At 39.9% G+C, this 21,085-nt stretch carries 13 protein-coding genes; 6 read left to right on the forward strand and 7 right to left on the reverse strand.

Going from position 1 to position 21,085, the window contains the following annotated elements; all coding sequences use genetic code 11:
* Window positions 1–21 precede the first annotated feature (21 nt).
* A complete protein-coding gene (locus GTQ43_RS06145; RefSeq protein WP_265271563.1) occupies window positions 22–501 on the reverse strand; it encodes a hypothetical protein in 480 nt (159 codons plus the stop codon).
* A gap of 515 nt (window positions 502–1,016) precedes the next feature.
* Between GTQ43_RS06145 and GTQ43_RS06150 the strand changes: the two genes are divergently transcribed.
* The 4 genes from GTQ43_RS06150 (at window position 1,017) to GTQ43_RS06165 (ending at window position 7,888) form a co-directional block, all read left to right on the forward strand.
* Window positions 1,017–2,261: a glycosyltransferase gene (locus GTQ43_RS06150; protein ID WP_265271565.1), complete on the forward strand. Its 1,245-nt coding sequence runs from the start codon at window positions 1,017–1,019 to the stop codon at window positions 2,259–2,261.
* Between the two features lie 101 nt (window positions 2,262–2,362).
* Window positions 2,363–4,219 carry a glycosyltransferase gene (locus GTQ43_RS06155; RefSeq protein WP_265271567.1) on the forward strand — a complete coding sequence of 619 codons (1,857 nt, stop codon included), beginning with the start codon at window positions 2,363–2,365 and terminating at the stop codon, window positions 4,217–4,219.
* A gap of 623 nt (window positions 4,220–4,842) precedes the next feature.
* The gene (locus GTQ43_RS06160) at window positions 4,843–7,371 is read left to right on the forward strand and encodes a mannose-1-phosphate guanyltransferase (protein ID WP_265271569.1); all 2,529 of its coding nucleotides are present in this window, start codon (window positions 4,843–4,845) and stop codon (window positions 7,369–7,371) included.
* A gap of 247 nt (window positions 7,372–7,618) precedes the next feature.
* Window positions 7,619–7,888, forward strand: coding sequence for a hypothetical protein (locus GTQ43_RS06165; RefSeq protein ID WP_265271571.1), 270 nt, complete (start codon window positions 7,619–7,621; stop codon window positions 7,886–7,888).
* Window positions 7,889–8,054: 166 nt separating this feature from the next.
* Here GTQ43_RS06165 and GTQ43_RS06170 read toward each other — a convergent pair whose 3' ends face one another.
* The 4 genes from GTQ43_RS06170 to GTQ43_RS06185 all read right to left on the reverse strand — a co-directional run bounded on the left by GTQ43_RS06170 (window position 8,055) and on the right by GTQ43_RS06185 (window position 12,653).
* Window positions 8,055–9,059, reverse strand: a complete 1,005-nt coding sequence (locus GTQ43_RS06170; protein ID WP_265271573.1) for a macro domain-containing protein — start codon at window positions 9,057–9,059, stop codon at window positions 8,055–8,057.
* 15 nt (window positions 9,060–9,074) lie between these two features.
* The gene (locus tag GTQ43_RS06175) at window positions 9,075–9,653 is read right to left on the reverse strand and encodes a DUF4433 domain-containing protein (protein WP_265271575.1); all 579 of its coding nucleotides are present in this window, start codon (window positions 9,651–9,653) and stop codon (window positions 9,075–9,077) included.
* A gap of 492 nt (window positions 9,654–10,145) precedes the next feature.
* On the reverse strand, window positions 10,146–11,300 hold the full coding sequence (locus tag GTQ43_RS06180) for a glycosyltransferase family 4 protein (RefSeq protein WP_265271577.1): 1,155 nt from the start codon (window positions 11,298–11,300) through the stop codon (window positions 10,146–10,148).
* Between the two features lie 183 nt (window positions 11,301–11,483).
* On the reverse strand, window positions 11,484–12,653 hold the full coding sequence (locus tag GTQ43_RS06185; RefSeq protein WP_265271578.1) for a glycosyltransferase family 4 protein: 1,170 nt from the start codon (window positions 12,651–12,653) through the stop codon (window positions 11,484–11,486).
* A gap of 599 nt (window positions 12,654–13,252) precedes the next feature.
* Here GTQ43_RS06185 and GTQ43_RS06190 point away from each other — a divergent pair.
* Complete coding sequence (locus GTQ43_RS06190) at window positions 13,253–15,469, forward strand: hypothetical protein (RefSeq protein WP_265271579.1); 2,217 nt, start codon at window positions 13,253–13,255, stop codon at window positions 15,467–15,469.
* A gap of 45 nt (window positions 15,470–15,514) precedes the next feature.
* On the opposite strand, the gene GTQ43_RS06195 is transcribed toward GTQ43_RS06190, so the two are convergent.
* Window positions 15,515–16,045: a phosphoribosyltransferase gene (locus tag GTQ43_RS06195; protein WP_265271581.1), complete on the reverse strand. Its 531-nt coding sequence runs from the start codon at window positions 16,043–16,045 to the stop codon at window positions 15,515–15,517.
* Between the two features lie 101 nt (window positions 16,046–16,146).
* Between GTQ43_RS06195 and GTQ43_RS06200 the strand changes: the two genes are divergently transcribed.
* The gene (locus GTQ43_RS06200; RefSeq protein ID WP_265271583.1) at window positions 16,147–17,598 is read left to right on the forward strand and encodes an MFS transporter; all 1,452 of its coding nucleotides are present in this window, start codon (window positions 16,147–16,149) and stop codon (window positions 17,596–17,598) included.
* Between the two features lie 188 nt (window positions 17,599–17,786).
* Here GTQ43_RS06200 and GTQ43_RS06205 read toward each other — a convergent pair whose 3' ends face one another.
* Entirely contained in the window at window positions 17,787–20,936 is a 3,150-nt protein-coding gene (locus GTQ43_RS06205) for a GAF domain-containing protein (protein ID WP_265271585.1), read from the reverse strand.
* Between the last annotated feature and the right edge of the window lie 149 nt (window positions 20,937–21,085).

Here is a 21,085-nt window from a genome sequence, read left to right on the forward strand (position 1 = left end):
CATGCCTCATGCCCAAATAAATTATTCTGCTTGGCTACAATACTTATTCATTTCATTCACTAAAGTATCTGACTGCTTGCCAACAGTTGTAGCTGCTGTTGTCAGTGTTGAATCAATTTCGACTCTAGCTTTTTGGATTTTTTCTCTACCTGATGCCGAAGCTTCTGCTGTCTTGGTTGCCCCAAGTGCCTTACCTGCCTTAGCGATCGCTTGACTAAGATTCTGAAAAATATTTACAAAACCACTTTGAAATTCTTTCAGTTTGGGATCTTTTAAGTTCAGTTCCGCAATGGATTTAGTCACAAAGTCTAAATCTTTAGACAGTTGTAGGCTGGTGATCACTTGCGTTCCTTTATTTTTATCAATCAGAGAAGTTCCGGCATTCACAACTCGAATCAGTCGCTGACACTGAGAAACTTTACTTTCGCTACAACTGGTAATGAACAAAGCGATGCTCAGGCTAACAGGAGCAATAACAGTATATTTATGTAAAACAGACATTAACACCCCAACAGCAATAGATCCCACAATATAGTATCTATCTTACGAGTAAAGGAAGCATTGGTAATTGGGCAATTCCGTTAGCCGTAGCAGGGCGTTTAGCATATTCCAAGTTATTGAGTAAAAAATCAGATTCCCCACTCAACGCTAGCTTCTCCCTTTGGGAGAAGACCTCGCTGGCTACTCTTAAAAAGGGGGAAACTCATTCAACTGAGAACCGCTATAGTCTTGAGCAACTGTATATTTGCTAACTTTGTTTATTTAATGGTACAGTACTAATTAGTTTTTTTGTATAAAAAACTGTTCTAGGTTCAGTATTATACCATAAGAGCAAGTGGTTAAATTTAAAGTTTAGATGAAAATGAAGAAAATCTTTTGAATTAAGATGCGTAAATTGCTAAACTTTTCAGGACAGCTAAACTGTAACAAAAAATTTTGACTAAGCAGGTTCACTCAGTAAAATCGACAGATGTTCGGTTTTATTTCCCTCGGTCTTTAGAGATAAACGTGAAATTATGAAGACAAACTCATCCAATTCGCTGCTAACAGTACCAACTGGCCCCCTAAAGATTTCAGAGTTACCCCCTAACTATCTGGGTACAAGTAGTGAATCTACTTATCTTTCTCTAGTAATTCCTACTTATAAAGAGCGTGACAACATTAAAAATGTGGTCAGTATATTGAGCAGGTTACTAGATGAATCTATTCCGGGAAGGTATGAATTGATTGTGGTAGATGATGATAGCCCTGATCGAACTTGGGAAATAGCACAATCCTTGACGACAGAATATCCTCAATTGCGAGTGATGCGACGGCAACAGGAACGGGGACTCTCCTCAGCAGTGATTCGGGGATGGCAAGCAGCCACAGGGGATGTATTGGGGGTAATTGATGGAGATTTGCAGCATCCTCCAGAGGTGCTAATGCAATTGTCGCGTAGTGTTGAGCAAGGAGCAGATTTAGCAGTAGCCAGCCGTCACGTCGATGGAGGTGGTGTTAGTAGCTGGAGTGTTGTTAGGCGTTTCTTGTCTCGTGGCGCTCAGTTGTTAGGTTTGGTGATCTTACCGGGGGTACTGAGCAGAGTTTCTGATCCCATGAGTGGTTATTTCATGGTGCGCCGGAGTGCGATCGCAAATGCAACACTCAATCCAGTTGGATACAAAATTCTTTTAGAAGTAATTGGGCGGGGAAACATAGATCGAGTTGCTGAAGTTGGATATGTGTTCTGCGAACGCAAAGAGGGTGAGAGCAAAGTTACATGGAAACAATACATAGATTACATCCATCACCTAGTCCGATTGCGACTTTCTACAGGGCGGGTAGGACGATTAAGTAGAAAAGTCAATTTTCCGGTTGGTCGATTCCTCCGCTTTGGGTTGGTTGGCTTGAGTGGGGTATTTATAGATATGACATTACTTTACTTACTTAGCGATCCGACGACCTTGGCTTGGCCATTGACACGCAGCAAAATTATTGCTGGTGAGATTGCGATTTTAAATAATTTCTTCTGGAATGACGCTTGGACATTTGCTGATGTCAGCGCCAGACAGCAAGAATGGCATCAACGCCTGAAGCGGTTTGGTAAATTTAACGCTATTTGCCTTGCTGGATTGGTATTGAATGTACTGGTATTAAATTTGGTATTCAATTTTCTTATTCCTAACCGTTATATTGCCAACTTTATTGCGATCGCAGTTGCGACAGTCTGGAATTTCTGGATTAATTTGAAACTTAGCTGGCGCGTCACCGACGTGAAATAATCACAACGAGGGATTTGAGATTTGAATTTTTGTACTTAGATTTGAGAACGAACTTAAATCTAAAATGTCAAATCTACAAATCTATTCGTGTGAGGCCAGCAATGAGAGTTTTTTTCCAAGGTGCATTATATTTTTACGGAAAAATTATTGCCCATACTACTTATTTGCTGCATCTGAGAAATATAAACTCTGTCTTACAACACAAGTACTGGGATAATTTGATAGTTCGCTTCCCTCCTTACTGGGTTCACCTCTTATTGAACTTGGTGTGGTTACTCATAGGCATTAGCTTGCGCCTAGCCAACTTGACTGCAAAGCCTCCTTGGACTGATGAGTTTTCCACTTTGGTGTTTAGCCTGGGGAATACTTTTTTATCAGTACCTCTAGATCGAGCGATCGCACCTGATATTCTATTACAACCACTACAACCAAACCCAACGGCTAGTATTAGTGAGGTCATTCATAACTTAGTTACACAAGATACCCATCCTCCACTGTATTTTGTGCTGGCTTATGAGTGGATGAAATTATTTCCAAGCGAAGGCGGATTAGTATCACTGTTTGCGGCGCGATCGCTACCAGCTATAATCGGGGCTGCTACCATTCCCTGTGTTTACCTATTAGGCAGGTTCGCCTTTCGTTCGCCATTAGTAGGGCACTTGACTGCTGCTATGATGGCAGTATCACCCTACAGTATATTTTTAGCACAAGAAGCACGCCAATACAGTTTGGCAGCCTTATGGGTAACTGCTTCCCTTACCTGTTTAGGAATTGCCACACGTCATATTCAAAACCGCACATCTTTACCCATCTCCATAGCACTTCTCTGGGTAGGAATTAATGCTTTAGGTGTGGCGACTCATTACTTCTTCACCCTCACCCTCTGCACAGAAGCTATCGTTTTAATTTTTCTTGCTTGGCATCAATTGCAGACTCGCAGTAAATTTTCTCTTTTCTTCTCTCCTCCCTGGCGGCGCATCTATGCCGTAGCCACAGGTACTTTTGTCGCAAGTTTAATTTGGCTACCGATCTTTTTAGAGAATAGAAATCGGAGTGATTTAACCGACTGGATTCGAGGTTTTCGCGTTGGGCTAGATTGGTTCAGCCCTATATTTCAAGCTTTAGGAACATTGATTGCCATGATTTCGCTGTTACCAGTTGAATCTTCACAGCCATTGGTTGTGATTCCTTCTGGATTGGTGATGCTAACTTTCTTTATTTGGGCAGTACCAATTTTGCTACGGGGAATCAAGATTCAACTACAGCACCCAGAAAACCGGATTATGATTCAGGTATTTGCTGGAATAGTTATCAGTGCGATCGCTTTATTCTTTATTTTTACCTACTTTTTAGGTATCGATCTAACTAGAGGTGCGAGATATAACTTTGTTTACTTTCCTGCGATCGTTGCTTTACTAGGGGCAAGTCTGGCAGTTTGTTGGCATCCTCCTAAAGAATTGATGGAAAAAGAGGAAGAGAAAAATGGCATAAAAAGTATAGGCAGATGGGGAATAAATGGGAAAAAAGCCGTGATTTTAATTTGGTTAATGGGATTTTTTAGTGCAGTTACAGTATTCTGCAATCTCGGCTATCAAAAATATTATCGCCCAGAGCTTTTTGTGCAACTAATTCAACAAATATCTTCAGTGCCAGTACTGATTGCCACTACTCACAAAACTTATGTACAGACTGGCGAAATGATGGGGGTAGCTAGGGAGTTTAAACTTAGTAATTCACCCCAACAACCTCTGTTTATCCTTGCCCATCAAGACCAAGACTCTAAGACTTCGAGCATTCCTCTGGAAAATACTTTAAACAAGTTACCACGACCGTTTGACTTGTGGTTAGTAAATTTTCATGCCCCTGTAGCAGAAGCCGTCAAAACATGCGCGATCTCTGATACTCAATCTTTGCCAGCCGTAAACGGTTACGAATATAAACTTTATCATTGTCAATAAGGAGTGGGGTATTGGGGAAGAAACTTGTTAAATAATTCCCCCTTCTACCCTGTGCCTAGGCTGTTGACTTTGATTGAATTTAGGGTTTTTTGGTTCATGTTATTTTTGTGTCATTGCGAACAGAGAACACAGAGAAAAGAGCGGAAATAGGAATTTATTGACCAAAATTTTTACCCACCTTGAAAGGGCTAGGGCGTGTTTTCAAACTGCTCGTTTAGCCTCCTAACTTTTTAGATCCCCCTAAATCCCCCTTAAAAAGGGGGACTTTAAGAGACTCTTTGCCCCCCCCTTTTTAAGGGGGTTGGGGGGATCTAAGACTTTGAAAACACGCCCTAGTCCTAACTTCTCTACGAGACGCTATCGCGTCTCTACAAGCCTAAAATCAGTATCAAAAATCCTTAACCCAAGCGTATTGACATATATTTTGCATAACTTTTTAACTCCTAAAAAGGCATAGAGTCAACAGCCTACCCTGTGCCCCATGCCCAATTCCCAATTCCCAATTCCCAATACATCTTCTGGAAGTTCCTCAAATATCAATATCCATAGGAGACTAAAGAAAGAAGAACAAAATTTATCTGATACGTTTTCAAGCAGCAAATATCATTAGTTAAGGAAAGCTTATGCGTGCAGTACTGATGGCAGGGGGTTCGGGAACACGGCTTCGCCCATTAACTTGCGATTTGCCCAAACCGATGGTGCCGATCCTAAATAGACCAATTGCCGAACATATTATCAATCTCCTCAAAAGACATCAAATAACAGAAGTTATTGCGACATTGCATTATTTACCTGATGTCTTGCGAGACTATTTTCAAGATGGCAGCGATTTTGGTGTTCAGATGACTTATGCTGTTGAAGAAGATCAGCCTTTAGGTACAGCAGGTTGTGTAAAAAACATTGCCGAACTTCTGGATGAAACTTTTTTAGTGATTAGCGGTGATAGCATAACAGATTTTGACCTCACAGCAGCGATCGCATTTCACAAACAAAATAAGTCAAAAGCTACTTTAATTTTGACCAGAGTTCCCAATCCCATTGAGTTTGGGGTGGTGATTACTGATGAGGAAGCACGAATTCGGCGATTTTTAGAAAAACCCTCTAGTAGTGAAATTTTTTCCGATACCGTCAACACTGGTACTTACATTCTCGAACCAGAAATTTTAGAATACCTGCCAGCAAACATTGAATGCGACTTTTCCAAAGACTTATTCCCCCTACTACTAGCAAAAGATGAGCCAATGTATGGTTACATCGCTCAAGGTTATTGGTGTGATGTTGGTCACTTAGATGCATATCGTGAGGCTCAGTATGATGCCTTAGACCGGAAGGTAAATCTTGATTTTGCCTACAAAGAAGTTTCTCATGAATTATGGGTAGGTCAAAATACTTATATCGATCAGACGGCTGTGATTGAAACCCCAGCAGTGATTGGGGACAATTGCCGGATTGGGGCAAGAGTGCAGATTGAAGCCGGAACCGTAATTGGCGATAATGTCACTATTGGCGCTGATGCCAATCTCAAACGTCCCATAGTGTGGAATGGGGCATTTATTGGCGATGAAGCACATCTTTCTGCCTGTGTAATTTCCCGTGGCGCTCGTGTAGACCGTCGTGCCCATGTATTAGAAGCTGCTGTTGTCGGTTCCCTTTCCACTGTGGGCGAAGAAGCCCAAATTAGCCCAGGTGTGCGTGTTTGGCCGAGTAAAAAGATTGAATCAGGGGCAGTTTTAAACATTAACTTGATTTGGGGGAACACCGCCCAACGAAATTTATTTGGGCAACGTGGTGTGCAAGGATTAGCCAATATCGACATCACCCCAGAATTCGCCGTGAAATTGGGATCTGCTTACGGTTCTACCTTAAAACCTGGTTCTAAAGTAACGGTTTCCCGCGACCAACGGAATATCTCTCGGATGGTGACGCGATCGCTCATTGCTGGTTTAATGTCAGTAGGTATTGATATTCAAAACCTCGATGCTACGGCTATCCCCATTGCCCGCACGGTTATACCCACAATGTCGGTAGCTGGTGGTATCCATGTGCGAGTCCACCCCGATCGCCCTGACTACATTCTGATTGAATTCATGGATGTCAAAGGCATTAATATCTCCAAAGCCCTAGAAAAGAAAATTGAAGGCGCTTACTTTAAAGAAGATATGCGGCGGGCGCTAATTCATGAAATTGGCGATGTGTCTTACCCTAGCCAAGTAATGGATCGCTACTGCACTGCCTTTGAGAAACTTTTGCACGTTCATACACTCCGCAACAGTCGGGCAAAAGTAGTAATCGACTATGTTTATGCCGTATCAGGGGCAGTTTTACCCCAAATGTTGGATAAATTTGGTGCTGATGCAGTAGTGTTGAATGCCAGTGTCAATAAAACAGCTATGTCCGTAGCTGACCGCGAAGGATTGTTGACTCAGTTAGGTCATGTAGTGGAGGCATTGAAAGCTAACTTTGGTGTGCAAGTCTCCGCTAATGGAGAACAGCTGATTTTAGTTGATGAATCAGGCTACGCAATTCGTGGGGAAACCTTAACAGCACTGATGGTAGACATGATTCTGACGGCTAACCCCAGAGGAACAGTAGTAGTTCCAGTTCATGCTTCTAGTGCTATTGAACAAGTCGCCCGTCGTCATGATGGCAGGGTGATTCGCACCAAAGCTAACCCTACAGCTTTAATGGAGGCTTGTCAAAAAAATCCAAATGTGGTATTGGGAGGTAGTGGAGAGACTGGTTTTATTTTCCCGCAACTGCATCCGGGATTTGATTCCATGTTCTGTATAGCGAAGATCATTGAGATGTTGACTATACAGGAGCGATCGCTTGCTGCTGCGCGATCGGAATTGCCCCGTGTAATTCATAAAACTTATACAGTCCGTTGCCCGTGGACAGCCAAGGGTGCTTTGATGCGTTACTTAGTGGAAACTCACCCAGCCCAAAACTTAGAACTCATTGATGGGGTGAAAATCTGTCAACCCTATGATGACAGTTGGCTGTTAGTTTTACCAGATGCTAGCGAACCATTAGTACATTTGTATGCAAACAGCAACGATCGCGAATGGGTAGATGAGACTGTGAGAAACTACCGCAGCCGCGTTCAATCTTTTGTCGAAAGACAACAAGAATATCAACCTACCGAAGCGTAATTTGTAATAATAACGCTCTCTACAAGACGCTCTTGCTAGCTTGCTCCCCCGTTCGCGGAGCGTCTCGTAGAAAGGGGTACGCGGACTCGCCACCGCTACACGAGATTAGATTTTTTCCTGAAGTTGACACCAATGTTGCCCACAATAGTACAAATATACTATAATATGGATAGCATCCACAAAGCCTAATGAAATGCCTAATGGCTGTGTGAAAACCTTCCAGAAGATGGATTCAAGGGTTAGTTCGATGATGAAGCATTACATTCTCAACCTCAATCCGACTGCCAAGCATGAATGGGATCGGTGTATTTTACGCGATCCGCTAACTGCCAAACGCCCAGATATTGCAAAATTAATTGCTGAAGCTGTTGGTGCTGATACAGGCAGTTACTTGGTAAGTGTGAATATCGAAGTTCAAGTTTTGGAGCAAGCCGCAGTTCCTCAAGCCGAACAACTCTCGCTTTCGTTTCCAGAGGTGAGTGTACCGTCACATCCACAACTGCGGGAAGCGGCTTAATGCGATCGCTCAACAACTCTGTGATTTTTAAGCTCGTGAATTAGTTGATTTGTAATCACACTCACAGATTAAGACTGTTCAATTAAAACTAAAAACATAACACACATAGGTTGGGTTTACTTGATAAATCCAACTCTACAAACGCTTTATTAGAAGAGTAAATCTACTATCTTATGAGACTATATAAACCTAATAAATTTATTTGAATAATACGTTTTTCTTGCAAAAAGCGGAGTGCTTCTAAAATATGTTTCTCAGTAAACTTATCAGCTTTTCGTGAAGACCATTCTTTTATTTGAATAGTAATATTCTCTAATTTTGACTCTTCTGATTCTAACAAATAGCAAATAGTTGAAAGTAGTTCTAGATCGTTATCATCAACTATTTCATTCACAAAAATAGTAGCTTCATCAATAGCCTTACTAAGACTTTTAAGTTTCTGCTCTACAGATTCACTAATTAGTATTGTTTTTGCTAAAGTCAATGCTTCCTCAGTAGTGACATTATAAAACTCTTGAAATTGTTTAATATCTTTGGATAAAATATCAATGGCATAAGTATATGGCCCGTAGTTATTCTTGGAAAACTTAAAGTACTCTCTACCCAAGAATAAATTCATAAAGTAGCCTGTTTTTTGTAATCTTAATTTATTAAATTTATATAGTCTTGACTTAAAATTCATCAATACCAAATGCGAAGTATTTAGCTTTGGAGCTACTGTACTCTTTGCTGCATAGTATTGAGAAGGTTCATAAATTAATATTTCTAATGAATATGAAATAGGAGTTAAATACTCAATTATAATTGGTTTAATGTCAGTCCAACTCAATCCACCATTGCCACAGCCTAATGGTGGAATAGCTATAGATTTTATATTTAATGAGGGAATCAATTTAACTAACTCTGTGAGACCTAGATGAATATATTCAATTTTAGACTTTTCTCTCCACTTATCCTTAGTCGGGAAGTTTAGGATTAACTTTTCCCCTTCCCAAAAGTAGTGTAAGGTTCCTATCTTGAGGGATTTATTTCTACAAGCTTTAACATATTCTTTGTTATTCTCTGGAAATCTTAATTTAAATTGATAAGCAATTCCTTTGCCCATATATCCTTCACAGTTAACTGTGTTAACTAGGCATTGTGTAGTAGATTCTAAAATATCTCCAACCATGAAATTGAACATAAGTCAATCAGTAAACATATGAGCATTAACATTGATATAAAAATTAGGTGAATTTCTCAAAATATCTAAACATATCTGATTAATAATAGTTTGTATTTCCTGACTTTTAACAAAGACGTTACTAAAGTGATTGTGACTAATTTTACTTGGTGAAAGACACTCTGCCATACAGACATGTCTACAATTATCATCTAAATAATCTCTCTTATCCATTAGCTCCCATTCTATCATTTCATAGCCTTCTAAATAGTTATATGTGATTAAATTTTTTATTGTTTTAGGATGTTTAGGAATTATTAAAAAATTGTTTTCTTTCGCAAATTCTCTGGAAACACAGATATAAATAAATTGTTTTTCAGGAAAATTTTTCTGCACTCTTCCATCGAAGGGATTTCTTGCAAAAAAGTGAAATGGAACATACTGAGTTAAATTCTTGTCTTTCCTAAAATTAATGATGTCTGACTCAGCTACATCATCAAAGTATCTAATGTCATTACGCGCCAGTAAACCATAAGTCAGGATAGATTCAAAATTATCCAAAGAAGTCAGGTGATATAAAAGCTTCTGATTTTTAATAGACATATATCTAAATAGATACTAATTCGCCTTTACCATATTTCATTACCCCTTTCTGAAGAATAGAGAGTGTTCTTTTTCTTTCATCCTTGCTTGAAGTACCTTACGGATAATATGATAACCTGGCTCTTGCGTTCCTTTTATGGTATTTGAGGATTGATTCTAACAAAACCCTTGTGGGGCAAGGGTTATAAAGAATTATGGTACTCTTTTAAATCAAATGCTTATAGGGTAAGGCTTTCAATGGTTTTGAAGCAGATTTTCCATACAAATAACCGAAGAACCAATAACCTTAACTAAGGGTTTTCCATTCTACTTACTATAGAGTTGAACAGAGCAATAAGACTCTGTAATAAAAATCCCATGCTGTAACAAAAGAGAACATGGGAATTATGTAACAGGGTTTTTAGCTATATGTATAGCTTCCTAGACTTTAATCTAAGACTATGCATACCAGTCTTAGTGTAACTTATCAAGTATTTATATATTAATTTATACTTATAATATACTGTTATCAAACTTGCTTGATAAGAGTTGAGCAATTTGTTGATTAATAATTGCAACATCAAAGCGCCCATTAGCAGTAGTCCTGGCATTATTGGCTATAGTTGCAGTTATTTCAGTCTCCTGAAGACAGGTGATAATTACTTGTGCAAGTTCTTCGGGTTCTCCTGGTGTCACTAGAAAACCATTAAGCCCGTGTTCTACTAATTCCATTACACCCCCAGCTTTTGCTGCAACTACAGGTTTTCCACATAGCATTGCTTCTACAATTACTCTACCAAAGGGTTCCGGGGAAGTAGAGGTATGTGCCACCAAGTCACAAGCTGCCATTAACTGGGGAATATCTGAACGAAATCCTAGAAATTTGACGCGGTTTTGTAATTCCAAATCAGCAACTTTTTGGTGTAATTTTTTGACATAATCTTGTTCGCCAAACAGTGCATCACCCACTAAAATTACTGTCACTTCTTGCGGACATTTTGCAAGGGCATCAATTAAAATATGCTGCCCTTTCCAAGGTGCAAGACGGCTAAAGTGTCCGACTACAAATTTACCTTTTAACCCTAACTCTTCCTGCAATTTATTAATATCAGACTCATCAGTTTGATAATTCTTTGGATCGAAGCCGTTGTAGACAACTTCGATGATATCTGTCCGTCCTCCTGCTTGTATAAAGGCTGCTTTACTAGCTTGAGAATTAGCAATTACCAATGAGGCACAACGATTAGCTAAGTTAATAGCAATACGAAGATTAGTTTGGCTAAAATGTTCTTTGGAAAGAATATCATGTAAATGATAAACCAGAGGACGACGACTAAAAAAACTTGCTATTGCTCCTACAACTAATGCTTTTTGGGTGTTGGCATAGATTAAATCGTATTCACGCGCTTTTTTAATTATCTTAGTAATCAAAGGTGCAAGTTGTCCCAAACTCCTTAATCCTTGCACCAAACTGCTTTCTTTCCGAACTTCGATTGCTTGAGTTGCGAGAACTTCTACCGGGATGTGATTTTGTTGTAGTAAATTTTTAAATGGCCCATCTGCGAATAAACCTACTAAAGCACCGTCGCAGTATGGTTTAGCAATGTCTATTAAACATAATTCAGCACCGCCTGGTTTACCACTTTGATCTAGAAAAAAAATTCTCATTCAATCTCCTTATAATTTAATACAGTTCAGTCAAGCATCTTTTTCTTCTCTCTGCGTCTTGGCGGTTCGTTAAAAAATTGACTTTGGTAACAGAGTTTTAGCCTTAACTGAACCGTATTGCCTTATAATTTAATATAAAGACGCGAACAATATAAAGACGCAAAAATTCGCGTCTCTACATCTTTAATTTAATAAAATGTTCCGCACTTGCTGGGCAATTTGATTCCAGTCGTAGTGGGTAGTAGCGTAATGACGACAGGCTTCTCGTGAAGGTATGGGGATATTTCCCAATAGTGCTTGTTCTAATTTTTCAGCAATAGCTGAAACTTCTGTAGAAGTAGTAATTAAATCGGGTGAAAATTCTGATAAAATTTCTGGCATTCCCCCAACTGGAGTACATAAGACGGGAGTACCACAGGCTAGAGATTCGACTATTACTAATCCGAATCCTTCAAAAGATTGACTAGGCATAATAGTCAATTCCGCAGCTTGATAAGCTATAGGTAATTGTTCATCAGGGAGAAAACCTAAAAATTTAACGTTGTCATCTAATCCTAATTCTGTAGCCTGTTGTTGGAGTGCAGCTTGGATATGACCACGACCTGCGATCGCTAGCCAAACATCTGGTATTCTAGGCTTAATTATAGCCAGCGCTTGCAATAACTTGTCAACTCCAGTTCGATGCACTAAACGGCGGGATGTAAATATTATCCGGCGATTATTTGGCCAGCCTAGCTGTTTACAAGCCTCTTGCGGTGATAAATTTGGTTGAAACCAGTTAATATCAACTCCACCAGGAATAACATTAATTTTATTCCACGGTACTTGATATTTGTCATGTAATATTTTACCAAATGCTTTGCTCAAAACAATGAAGCGATCGCTGCGATTATAAGTATTTTTTTCTATTAGCTGATGCTTAATCAAAAGACTGAGGTTTTTATTAACTACCTCTTGCTGACTCTCAGAAGCCCAAGGGCCATGAAAGTTAAAAGTAACTGGTACTCCCTTTGGTAAAATATCTAAAATAGGAAAGCTGTATAATGCAAAGTGCAAATTAATAGCATCTGGTTTGCTTGTTCTAGTTTTCTGAAAATTGCTACGAATTGACCATAATCTTTGCCAAATAGCACTATCAGCAGAAGCTAAATTAGTCAATTTAATCGGAATATCTGTCTCATCCTCTGGTAGACCAACTCCACACAATTCAACCTGGTCTTTATTGGCTGCTAATTTATGAGTTAATTCATAAATATACCTTTCTAATCCTCCAGGACTTTTGGGAAACCAGCCTAATCCTAATGTGAGAATAGATGCAGATGATGAAGAAAAATTTTCTGATTTGTTTTTCACTAATATGTTTCCTATAAATATATTAAAACAGTAGGGATATACAGATGTACGTCTCTACAATATTTTCTACAGATGAATTACTAGAATTTCTAAATACACATTACTATAATAAGAATTTATATAGAACACCAATTTATAAACTATTTATCCGTCAACGTCAACAACGAAGAAAAACTTGTGTTTTTATTAACTATACAATACTGATTTGGATATATATCAGGACTTACGCAAAATAATGAATAAACGAACCGCAAAGGACGCAAAGAACACAAAGGAATAAGAGTTTGGGAGAGTTTTTGCGTAAGTCCTATATATGATATTTGCGGATTAATGAAAGTGAATGCTAGATGGAGAGAGACAAAAATCAAAATACATTAATATTTTTAGAATAATGATGTATTTATTTTTACCATTTCTGCTGACAATCAAGTAACCATTAGTACTTTAAATAAGGATTCCAAAATCATAGCTGAAGAATCAAATAATAACTTGATTTTTATAAAGATTATGTAAAATCACCAATTATTTATAATAATTATATTTTTTGCGGATTTCCAAAAAGATGATTGTATATACATAATTAAAAGCTGAAAAATTATATGAAAAATAAATTACTGGCGCAATTAGCAAAACTCCGCCAACAACTTAATCAGCACATCAAAAAGTTATTTAAGAATAGATACTTACACAGAAATAAAACTTTCACTTTTTTAATCAGTCTGATTGTAGGAATAATTGTTACTAGCATTGGAACTACAACAGACTGGGCGACAACTGGAACACCCACGCTTAGTTATGAAACATCGTGGATAGGTAATACTATTGGCAGTGGAAATCTGCGGGTACAAAACAATATTGAGGCAATGTATGTTGCCCCTGATGGCACGGTTTATACCAACAGCCATTGGGATGAGGCGGGAATGGAGGCAGCCATATATAAAGATGGTAAAGTGATTGGTGCCATTGGAGATACTCACGGTTGGAGTCGTGGAGGTGGTATAGCTGTAACAGCAAATAGTAAATATATTTACCTTGCCATGACTCAGGGATCGAAAGGGAAAACCGATGAAGATTACCCCCCTGAAGGAACAAGTTGGCATTGCGTTAGACGTTATGACTTATCGGGAAAACCTGCACCGTTTCCTAATGGGCGTGGCTGGGATAAAAGTATGTTGATTACCAGTACTAAAAGTGAACTTACTGGATTAGGAACTGGAGAAAACGAGTTGTATGTGAGTGATTTTGCTGCTAACCGGATTCGTGTCTACGATACTGAGACGATGAAGGAATTACGCAGCTTTCCTGTTGCTAATCCGGGAGCAATAACTATTGATTCACAGAAAAATCTGTGGATTATTCAAAGTAAAAATGGTAGTAAACCTGCCAAAATTTTACATTATTCCCAGAGTGGAAAGCAATTGCCCCAAGAGATTACAGATATTGTTGAACCAACTGCGATCGCAATGGATCGTCAAGGTAAGCTGTTAGTAGCAGAAAATGGCCCGCGTCAGCAAATGTTGATTTATGACATTAAAAATCAGCCAGTACAGACGGGGAGTTTTGGCAATAAAGGCGGTATCTATACAGGAGTTGCTGGTGAAGTTCGAGATTTGAAACTTTACGGACTTACCGGAATTGGTACAGATGCCACAGGTAATATCTATATAAATAGTAATGGTTTCAACAAATCGGGAACAGATTTGCGGAAATTTTCGCCATCGGGAAAACTAATCTGGCGATCGCTAGGATTGATATTCGTTGATAATGCAGATGCCGATTCTAAAACTGATGGGAGAGATTTATTCACCAAACAAGAACACTATCTCATGGACTACAGTAAGTCTGCTGGTAAACAGTGGACTTACAAAGCCTACACCTTAAACCCTTTCAAATATCCTCAAGATCCTCGGCTGCATACATCACCCGATGGCACCTTTGTGCGCCGCATCCAAGGAAAGCCGTTTTTGTTCCTCACAGATATGTATAACAGCTTCCTGCAAATATATCGTTTTAATCCAGCCACAGATGGCAAAATTGCCATCCCAGCCGGAATGTTTGTTGGTAGCAATGGCGCAGACAAACCATTTCTCGCCGGAAATTGGCCACCGAATCAACCACAAAAAGGCGAATGGATCTGGCGCGATCGCAACGGTAATGGCAAATTTGAAAATAATGAATATGATACCAGTAAAGATTATCCCTATATCGGCGGCTGGTGGGTAGACAGCAAAGGAGATGTTTGGAAAGCTTTGCGAACGGAAGATGGCATTCGCCACTATCCTCTACAGGGAATAGACACTAAAGGCAACCCCATCTACAACTATAGTGCGATGGAAAAGCAAACTACCCCGAAGATATTTAACGATTTGCGGCGGCTGGAATATTTTCCCCAAACAGATACTATGTATTTATCAGGCTTCACAGTAGATCGCCCAGCATCGGGTGATGATACTGGAGTTGCTGGATCTGAAATTGCCCGTTTTGATAATTGGAGTCAAGGAAATCGTACTCCTCGTTGGCGAATTGTGATTCCCTACGACACCACAGGTAAACGCGAAGTGTCTACAGCAGCCATGAGTGTGGCGGGAGATCGTGTATTTGCCGTGACAGTCAAAACCGCAGAAGTATATGTCTATAATGCCAAGACGGGAGCGCAAGTACAACAGTTAAAACCAGGCCCAGAAGTTGGTAGTGAAAGTGGTTGGATTGATATACCCTACGGTATCCGCGCTTTTCGTCGTTCAAATGGTGAGTATCTAGTATTTGTAGAAGAAAATTGGAAAGGAAAAGTGATTATGTATCGCCTGGCTGGATAAGTTTGTGACACCCGCCCTTTTTAAATAACTCTTGTACAGACGCGATTAATCGCGTCTTTTAACTTTATTTATCTTACCCGCCAATTCTGCGGGGTTTATCTGCTCGTAGTGTTCAAAAGGTTGGTGAATCCAGGGGTTGTCAGCCAAGTAATCGACATAATAATTAGGTGCTATAACTGAACAGGCTTTATACCAAAGAACAGCGGTGCGAATTTCTTCAATAGAAGAATCACTATTTTGCTTGAGCCAAGGTATAGTCTGTTGGAGTGTGATCCCAGAGTCTACTAAGTCATCTACTAGGAGAATGCGCGAACCTAACCTTTCAGCAGTCATTGTCAAGTGGCGGGAGAAAATTAAATTATTTCTTTCTTGCTTAAGCGCGCCACCATAATAAGATGAGGTTGCTAAAATTGCCAGTGGTTGCTGGTATATACGGGAGAGAATATCTCCAACTCGTAGTCCTCCTCTAGCAAGACAGACAATCTGGTTGAATTCCCAACCGGATTGATAAATCTGGATAGCCAGTTGTTCAATTTTTTGGTGATAATCTGACCAAGAAACATAAAGGTCTGGCATAAGTCTAACGGAAGTGGTAGATAGCTTAGTATTAAAGGCGATGTCTACGATGGGCTATTCGGGGTCGCAAACTTTTTATTTTAGTATGAGTGCAAGTTATTATGAACGATTCTGCTACTGATGGTGATGCCCAACGAGATCCTCTCAGTGAAAAACTCAATTTTAAAACAAAGCTGGCTTACGGTGCAGGAGATTTAGGCCCAGCAATCACTGCAAATATCTCCGTCTTTTATCTGCTGTTTTTCTTTACCAATATCGCTGGTATCCCTGCGGGTTTAGCTGGCAGCATTTTGATGATTAGCAAAATCTGGGATGGTGTAAACGATCCGCTTATTGGGTTCCTGAGTGATAAAACGAAATCTCGTCGCTGGGGTCGTCGTCTTCCTTGGATGTTTTATGGAGCAATCCCCTTTGGAATTTTCTTTTTCTTGCAGTGGATTGTACCGCAATTTAGTGCAAATCATAGTGATAATATTTGGCCGTTATTCTGGTATTACGTAGTTATTGGGGTGATATCTCAGTCTTTTTACACGGTTGTAAATTTGCCTTATACGGCGATGACTCCAGAACTAACTCAAGATTACGACGAACGCACCAGCCTTAACAGCTTTCGCTTTACATTTTCCATTGGTGGTAGCATTCTGTCATTGATTTTAATGGGAATTGTTTTTTCCCAAATTGCCGATCCCCAACAACAAGTTATCGTTTTAGCAGCAATTTGTACGGTAATTTCGATTGTAGGATTATATTGGTGCGTTTTTGGAGTCCGCGATCGCATCATGGCTTTTGAGACCAAACGCATCCAAACTGAGGAACCTGCATCTCTACCCTTCTTGGAACAGCTAAAAATTGTCTTCAGCAACCGACCTTTTCTATTTGTTATTGGTATATATCTTTTTTCTTGGCTAGGTGTGCAAATTACAGCCAGTATTATTCCCTATTTTGTAGTAAATTGTATGGGTCTCAAAAAATCAGATGTCCCGACAATACTGATTGCAGTGCAAGGAACTGCTCTACTAATGCTATTTGTCTGGGGGGCGCTGAGTCAAAAACTTGGGAAAAAAGTTGTTTATTTTCTGGGAATGAGTTTATGGATTATAGCCGCCGCCGGACTATTTTTCTTACAGCCCGGTCAAATAGTTTTGATGTATGTGATGGCTGTCATGGCAGGTTTTGGCGTATCCACAGCTTATCTAATTCCCTGGTCGATGATTCCAGATGTGATTGAATTAGATGAACTCCAAACCGGACAACGCAGAGAAGGCATTTTTTATGGCTTCATGGTTTTGCTGCAAAAATTTGGTTTAGCTTTCGGACTGTTTTTGGTGGGAAATGCTTTGCAAGTAGCCGGTTTTCAAGCATCTGTAGCCGGAAGTCCATCACCCATCCAACCGGCATCGGCACTGTTTGCGATTCGCGTTGCCGTCGGCCCCATACCTACAGTTTGTTTGATTCTGGGCTTGATTTTAACGTATTTTTACCCAATTACCCGCGAGATGCATGCTGAAATTATGCTGAAACTCAAGGAACGGCAAGAGAATAAGGGAAGATAAGATACAGCAGTTTTTTGTATGAAGTACAAAAATACGGGTTTTGGGCATGAGGTGGAGATAGAGATTTTTGTATCTGATGCGGGAGTCTGAAATTTTGTCCCTCACTTAAAAAGTAAACTGCTATATGTTGTTAACAAACGTAGGCGTTGGTGTAGCGTCTTGTAGAGAAGGCATCGGCTGATTTTTTCTTAGCTAACTGCCCGTTTTATCGGGATTTCTATCCAGAACTCACAGCCATTACCAGGTTCCGAAACACACTTGATATTACCACCGTGTTTTTCGACAATAATTTGATAGCTAATAGATAACCCCAAGCCAGTACCTTGTCCAGGTTGCTTGGTGGTAAAGAAAGGTTCAAAAATACGCGATCGCATCATCTCTGGAATTCCATAACCATTGTCAGCAATGCGAATCAGAATAGTATTATCTTCAATAACTTCTGTCCGAATCAAAATTTTAGGATTGCTAACGATCTTTCCTGCTTTCTCTGAGTTTTCTAGTGTATCGATCGCATTGTTCAAAATATTCATAAATACTTGATTTATCTGGGCTGCATAGCAAACTACTAAAGGCAATTCACCATATTGTTTAACTACCTCAATCGCAAAAGAATTAGTCTGTGGTTGCAGTCTATGTTGTAAAATCAACAAAGTACTGTCGATGCCTTCATGAAGGTTAACGGGCTTCATTCCTATTTCATCAAGTCGAGAAAAACTTCTCAATGACAAGATTAATTGAGAGATCCGTTCTGCTCCCATCTTCATAGAAGTAAGAATTTTGGGTAAGTCATCACTAATAAAATCTAAATCTAGTGCTGCTACCTGCTTTTTAATTTCCTCTGTTGTTTTAGGATACTGTTTCTGATAGAGGTGTAGTAATTTAAATAAATTTTCGGTATGTTCATTAACATAGGTGATGTTGCCATAAATAAAACTAATTGGGTTGTTAATTTCATGTGCTATGCCAGCAACTAATTGCCCTAAACCTGCCATTTTTTCACTCTGAATTAACTGGCTCTGAGTATGTTGTAATTCTTTAAGAGTCTGGGTGATTTCTTCTTTCTGGCGTTGAGTTTGTGCAAGTAATTCTGCTTGCTGAAGTCCTACTCCTAATTGAGTACCAATCTGCATCAGCAAATCTACCTCATCTTCTTGCCAATCACGGGGTTTGATATTTTGATAAGCTGCTAGTAATCCCCAAAGTTTATCACCCTGAAAAATCGGCACAATCATATATGCCCTAGCCTCCATTAGCTCAAGCATGACAATATAAGGAATAGAATCATCGGTGCTGTAAATATCCTTAATGACAATACTTTTACCATTAGCAAAATCTCCGTTTTCGGGTTCTTGCAAGTAGTTACTTGCGTAGGCGTAGCCTGTTGTAGACATAGTAGGTAAAATGTCTCTTACTGGTATCCAATCTTGGGCTAAAGACTCAGCAACAAATTCGCCACTCCCATCAGCCCGGAATCGATAGATTGTGACTCGATCGACTTCCAATAACCGCCGGACTTCTTCTGTACTAGTAGCAAAAATGGTGTCAATATCAAGAGACTGGCGAATTTTCTCCACCGTTGCGGCTAATGCCTTTTCCCTTTGGGCTGCTTTCCGTTCTCGTTCGGCGGCTTTAGCTAATTTTTGGGCCTGTACCTGCATCTGTTTCAATGACTCAGCTTGCTGTAATGCTACCCCCAATTGAACGCCAACTTGCGCCAATAAGTTAATTTCCTCATCTTGCCAATAACGGGGTTGGGAGTTTTGATAAGCTACTAGCAATCCCCACAACTTTTCGCCCTGAGAAATTGGTACGAAAGCTTCATTGCGTGGATACTTACCCGCTTGCTTTCCTTGGACAAAAACGCCTTCTGTCACTGGCTGGGGCTTAACCATTGGTGTCCAGCCATCAACAATGGAATCAGCAACAAATTCGCCACTCCAGTCAGGATAGAAGCGGTAAATTGCAACTCGTTCCACTTCTAATAGCCGCCGGACTTCTTGAGTTGTGGTTTTAAAGATGGCTTCAATATCAAGAGACTGACGAATTTTTTCTACGGTGTTCGCTAATGCCCTTTGCCTTTCCGCAGCTTTACTAATTTCTGCTGCTTGGATTTGCATTTGTTGGATAAATTCCGCTTGCTGCAAAGCCACACCTAATTGCGTTCCCACTTGGGTAAGCAAGTAAACCTCATCTTTTTGCCAATCACGGGTTCCACTGTTCTGGTAGACTGCTAGCAATCCCCAGAGTTTCTGACCGTGGTAAATGGCAATGATTACATAGGCTCTTGCTTGATAAATTTCTAAAATTTTAATGTAGCAGTCGCTAAAGCCGGAATTGTAAATATCATTGCAAATGCGGTATACTTCACAATCACTAAAGCTACCACCTTCGGTATCTTGTAAGTAGGTGTCAGCTACTGGGGGTTTAGCTAAATCTTTGGCACTACATTCACTGACGTTTTCACTCAATTCCGGGCGCTGCAATTGTTCATCTATGAGGGAAGTCCAACCCTCTGCCACTGATTCAAACACGAATTCACCACTCCAATCGGGATGGAAGCGATAAATAGCTACGCGATCGGCATTTAACAGCTGCCTAAGTTCTCCGGTGGTTGTGTGGAAAATACTTTCCAAGTCTAGAGACTGGCGAATTTTCTCAATGGTGATGGCGATAATTTTCTGCCATTGGGCTGCTTTTTCTCTAGCTTTTGCTTGTGCTAGTTGTGCTGATTGTAGTTTTACCTGTTCTAGGTAATCTGCTTGCTGTAAAGCAACTCCTAGATGTTCGGCGATTAATTGCACAAACTCAATTTCTGATGCTTCCCATTGGCGAGGACTACTACACTGATGAATACACAACAATCCCCATAAATCTTTACCTTTTATTAAGGGGGCGGTTATATTTGCACGGACTTGGAATCTTTCCAGAATCTGGATGTAGCAATCACTAGCATTAACTTGATAAATATCAGGTATTGCTCTAATTCGACCTTTCTGATATAAAACTGCAAATTCTTCACCAAAGCAATGGTCGCGCAATTTAGCTGCTAGTGCCGAATCCCATTCTGTTGCCACATCTTCATAGATAAATTCCCCTTCCCATGCCAAATTAGGATAGAAGCGAAACACGCCAACCCGATCGGTTTTCAGAAGTTGGCGGACTTCAGTGACTGTAATTTTGAAGATCGCGTCTATATCTAGAGACTCGCGGATGCGGGCTATAACTCCAGACAAGGCTTTTTGTTGCTCATTCTGAGGTAAGGAGAATGTTACATCTGAATGAGACTCTTGCTGTTCTGAATTTGGTTCTATGGGTTGACTACTAGAGGAGTTTTCCATTCCCAGTGGGACTTTAAATATTGAAATTCTTCTATCTCATGATTCCCCTAGCGATCGCAAAGGTAACAATTATTTTCTACAAATGCCAAAAAACAATGTAGGGACACGATACTATCGTGTCCCTACATAAACATTTTTCAACCACGAGA

The sequence above is a fragment of the Nostoc sp. KVJ3 genome (assembly GCF_026127265.1).
Classification (GTDB): domain Bacteria; phylum Cyanobacteriota; class Cyanobacteriia; order Cyanobacteriales; family Nostocaceae; genus Nostoc.

Coding starts and splice junctions, on each gene's coding strand:
- GTQ43_RS06145 (WP_265271563.1), bottom strand. CDS start 501: ATGTCTGTTTTACATAAATATACTGTTATTGCTCCTGTTAGCCTGAGC.
- GTQ43_RS06150 (WP_265271565.1), top strand. CDS start 1,017: ATGAAGACAAACTCATCCAATTCGCTGCTAACAGTACCAACTGGCCCC.
- GTQ43_RS06155 (WP_265271567.1), top strand. CDS start 2,363: ATGAGAGTTTTTTTCCAAGGTGCATTATATTTTTACGGAAAAATTATT.
- GTQ43_RS06160 (WP_265271569.1), top strand. CDS start 4,843: ATGCGTGCAGTACTGATGGCAGGGGGTTCGGGAACACGGCTTCGCCCA.
- GTQ43_RS06165 (WP_265271571.1), top strand. CDS start 7,619: ATGATGAAGCATTACATTCTCAACCTCAATCCGACTGCCAAGCATGAA.
- GTQ43_RS06170 (WP_265271573.1), bottom strand. CDS start 9,059: ATGGTTGGAGATATTTTAGAATCTACTACACAATGCCTAGTTAACACA.
- GTQ43_RS06175 (WP_265271575.1), bottom strand. CDS start 9,653: ATGTCTATTAAAAATCAGAAGCTTTTATATCACCTGACTTCTTTGGAT.
- GTQ43_RS06180 (WP_265271577.1), bottom strand. CDS start 11,300: ATGAGAATTTTTTTTCTAGATCAAAGTGGTAAACCAGGCGGTGCTGAA.
- GTQ43_RS06190 (WP_265271579.1), top strand. CDS start 13,253: ATGAAAAATAAATTACTGGCGCAATTAGCAAAACTCCGCCAACAACTT.
- GTQ43_RS06195 (WP_265271581.1), bottom strand. CDS start 16,045: ATGCCAGACCTTTATGTTTCTTGGTCAGATTATCACCAAAAAATTGAA.
- GTQ43_RS06200 (WP_265271583.1), top strand. CDS start 16,147: ATGAACGATTCTGCTACTGATGGTGATGCCCAACGAGATCCTCTCAGT.
- GTQ43_RS06205 (WP_265271585.1), bottom strand. CDS start 20,936: ATGGAAAACTCCTCTAGTAGTCAACCCATAGAACCAAATTCAGAACAG.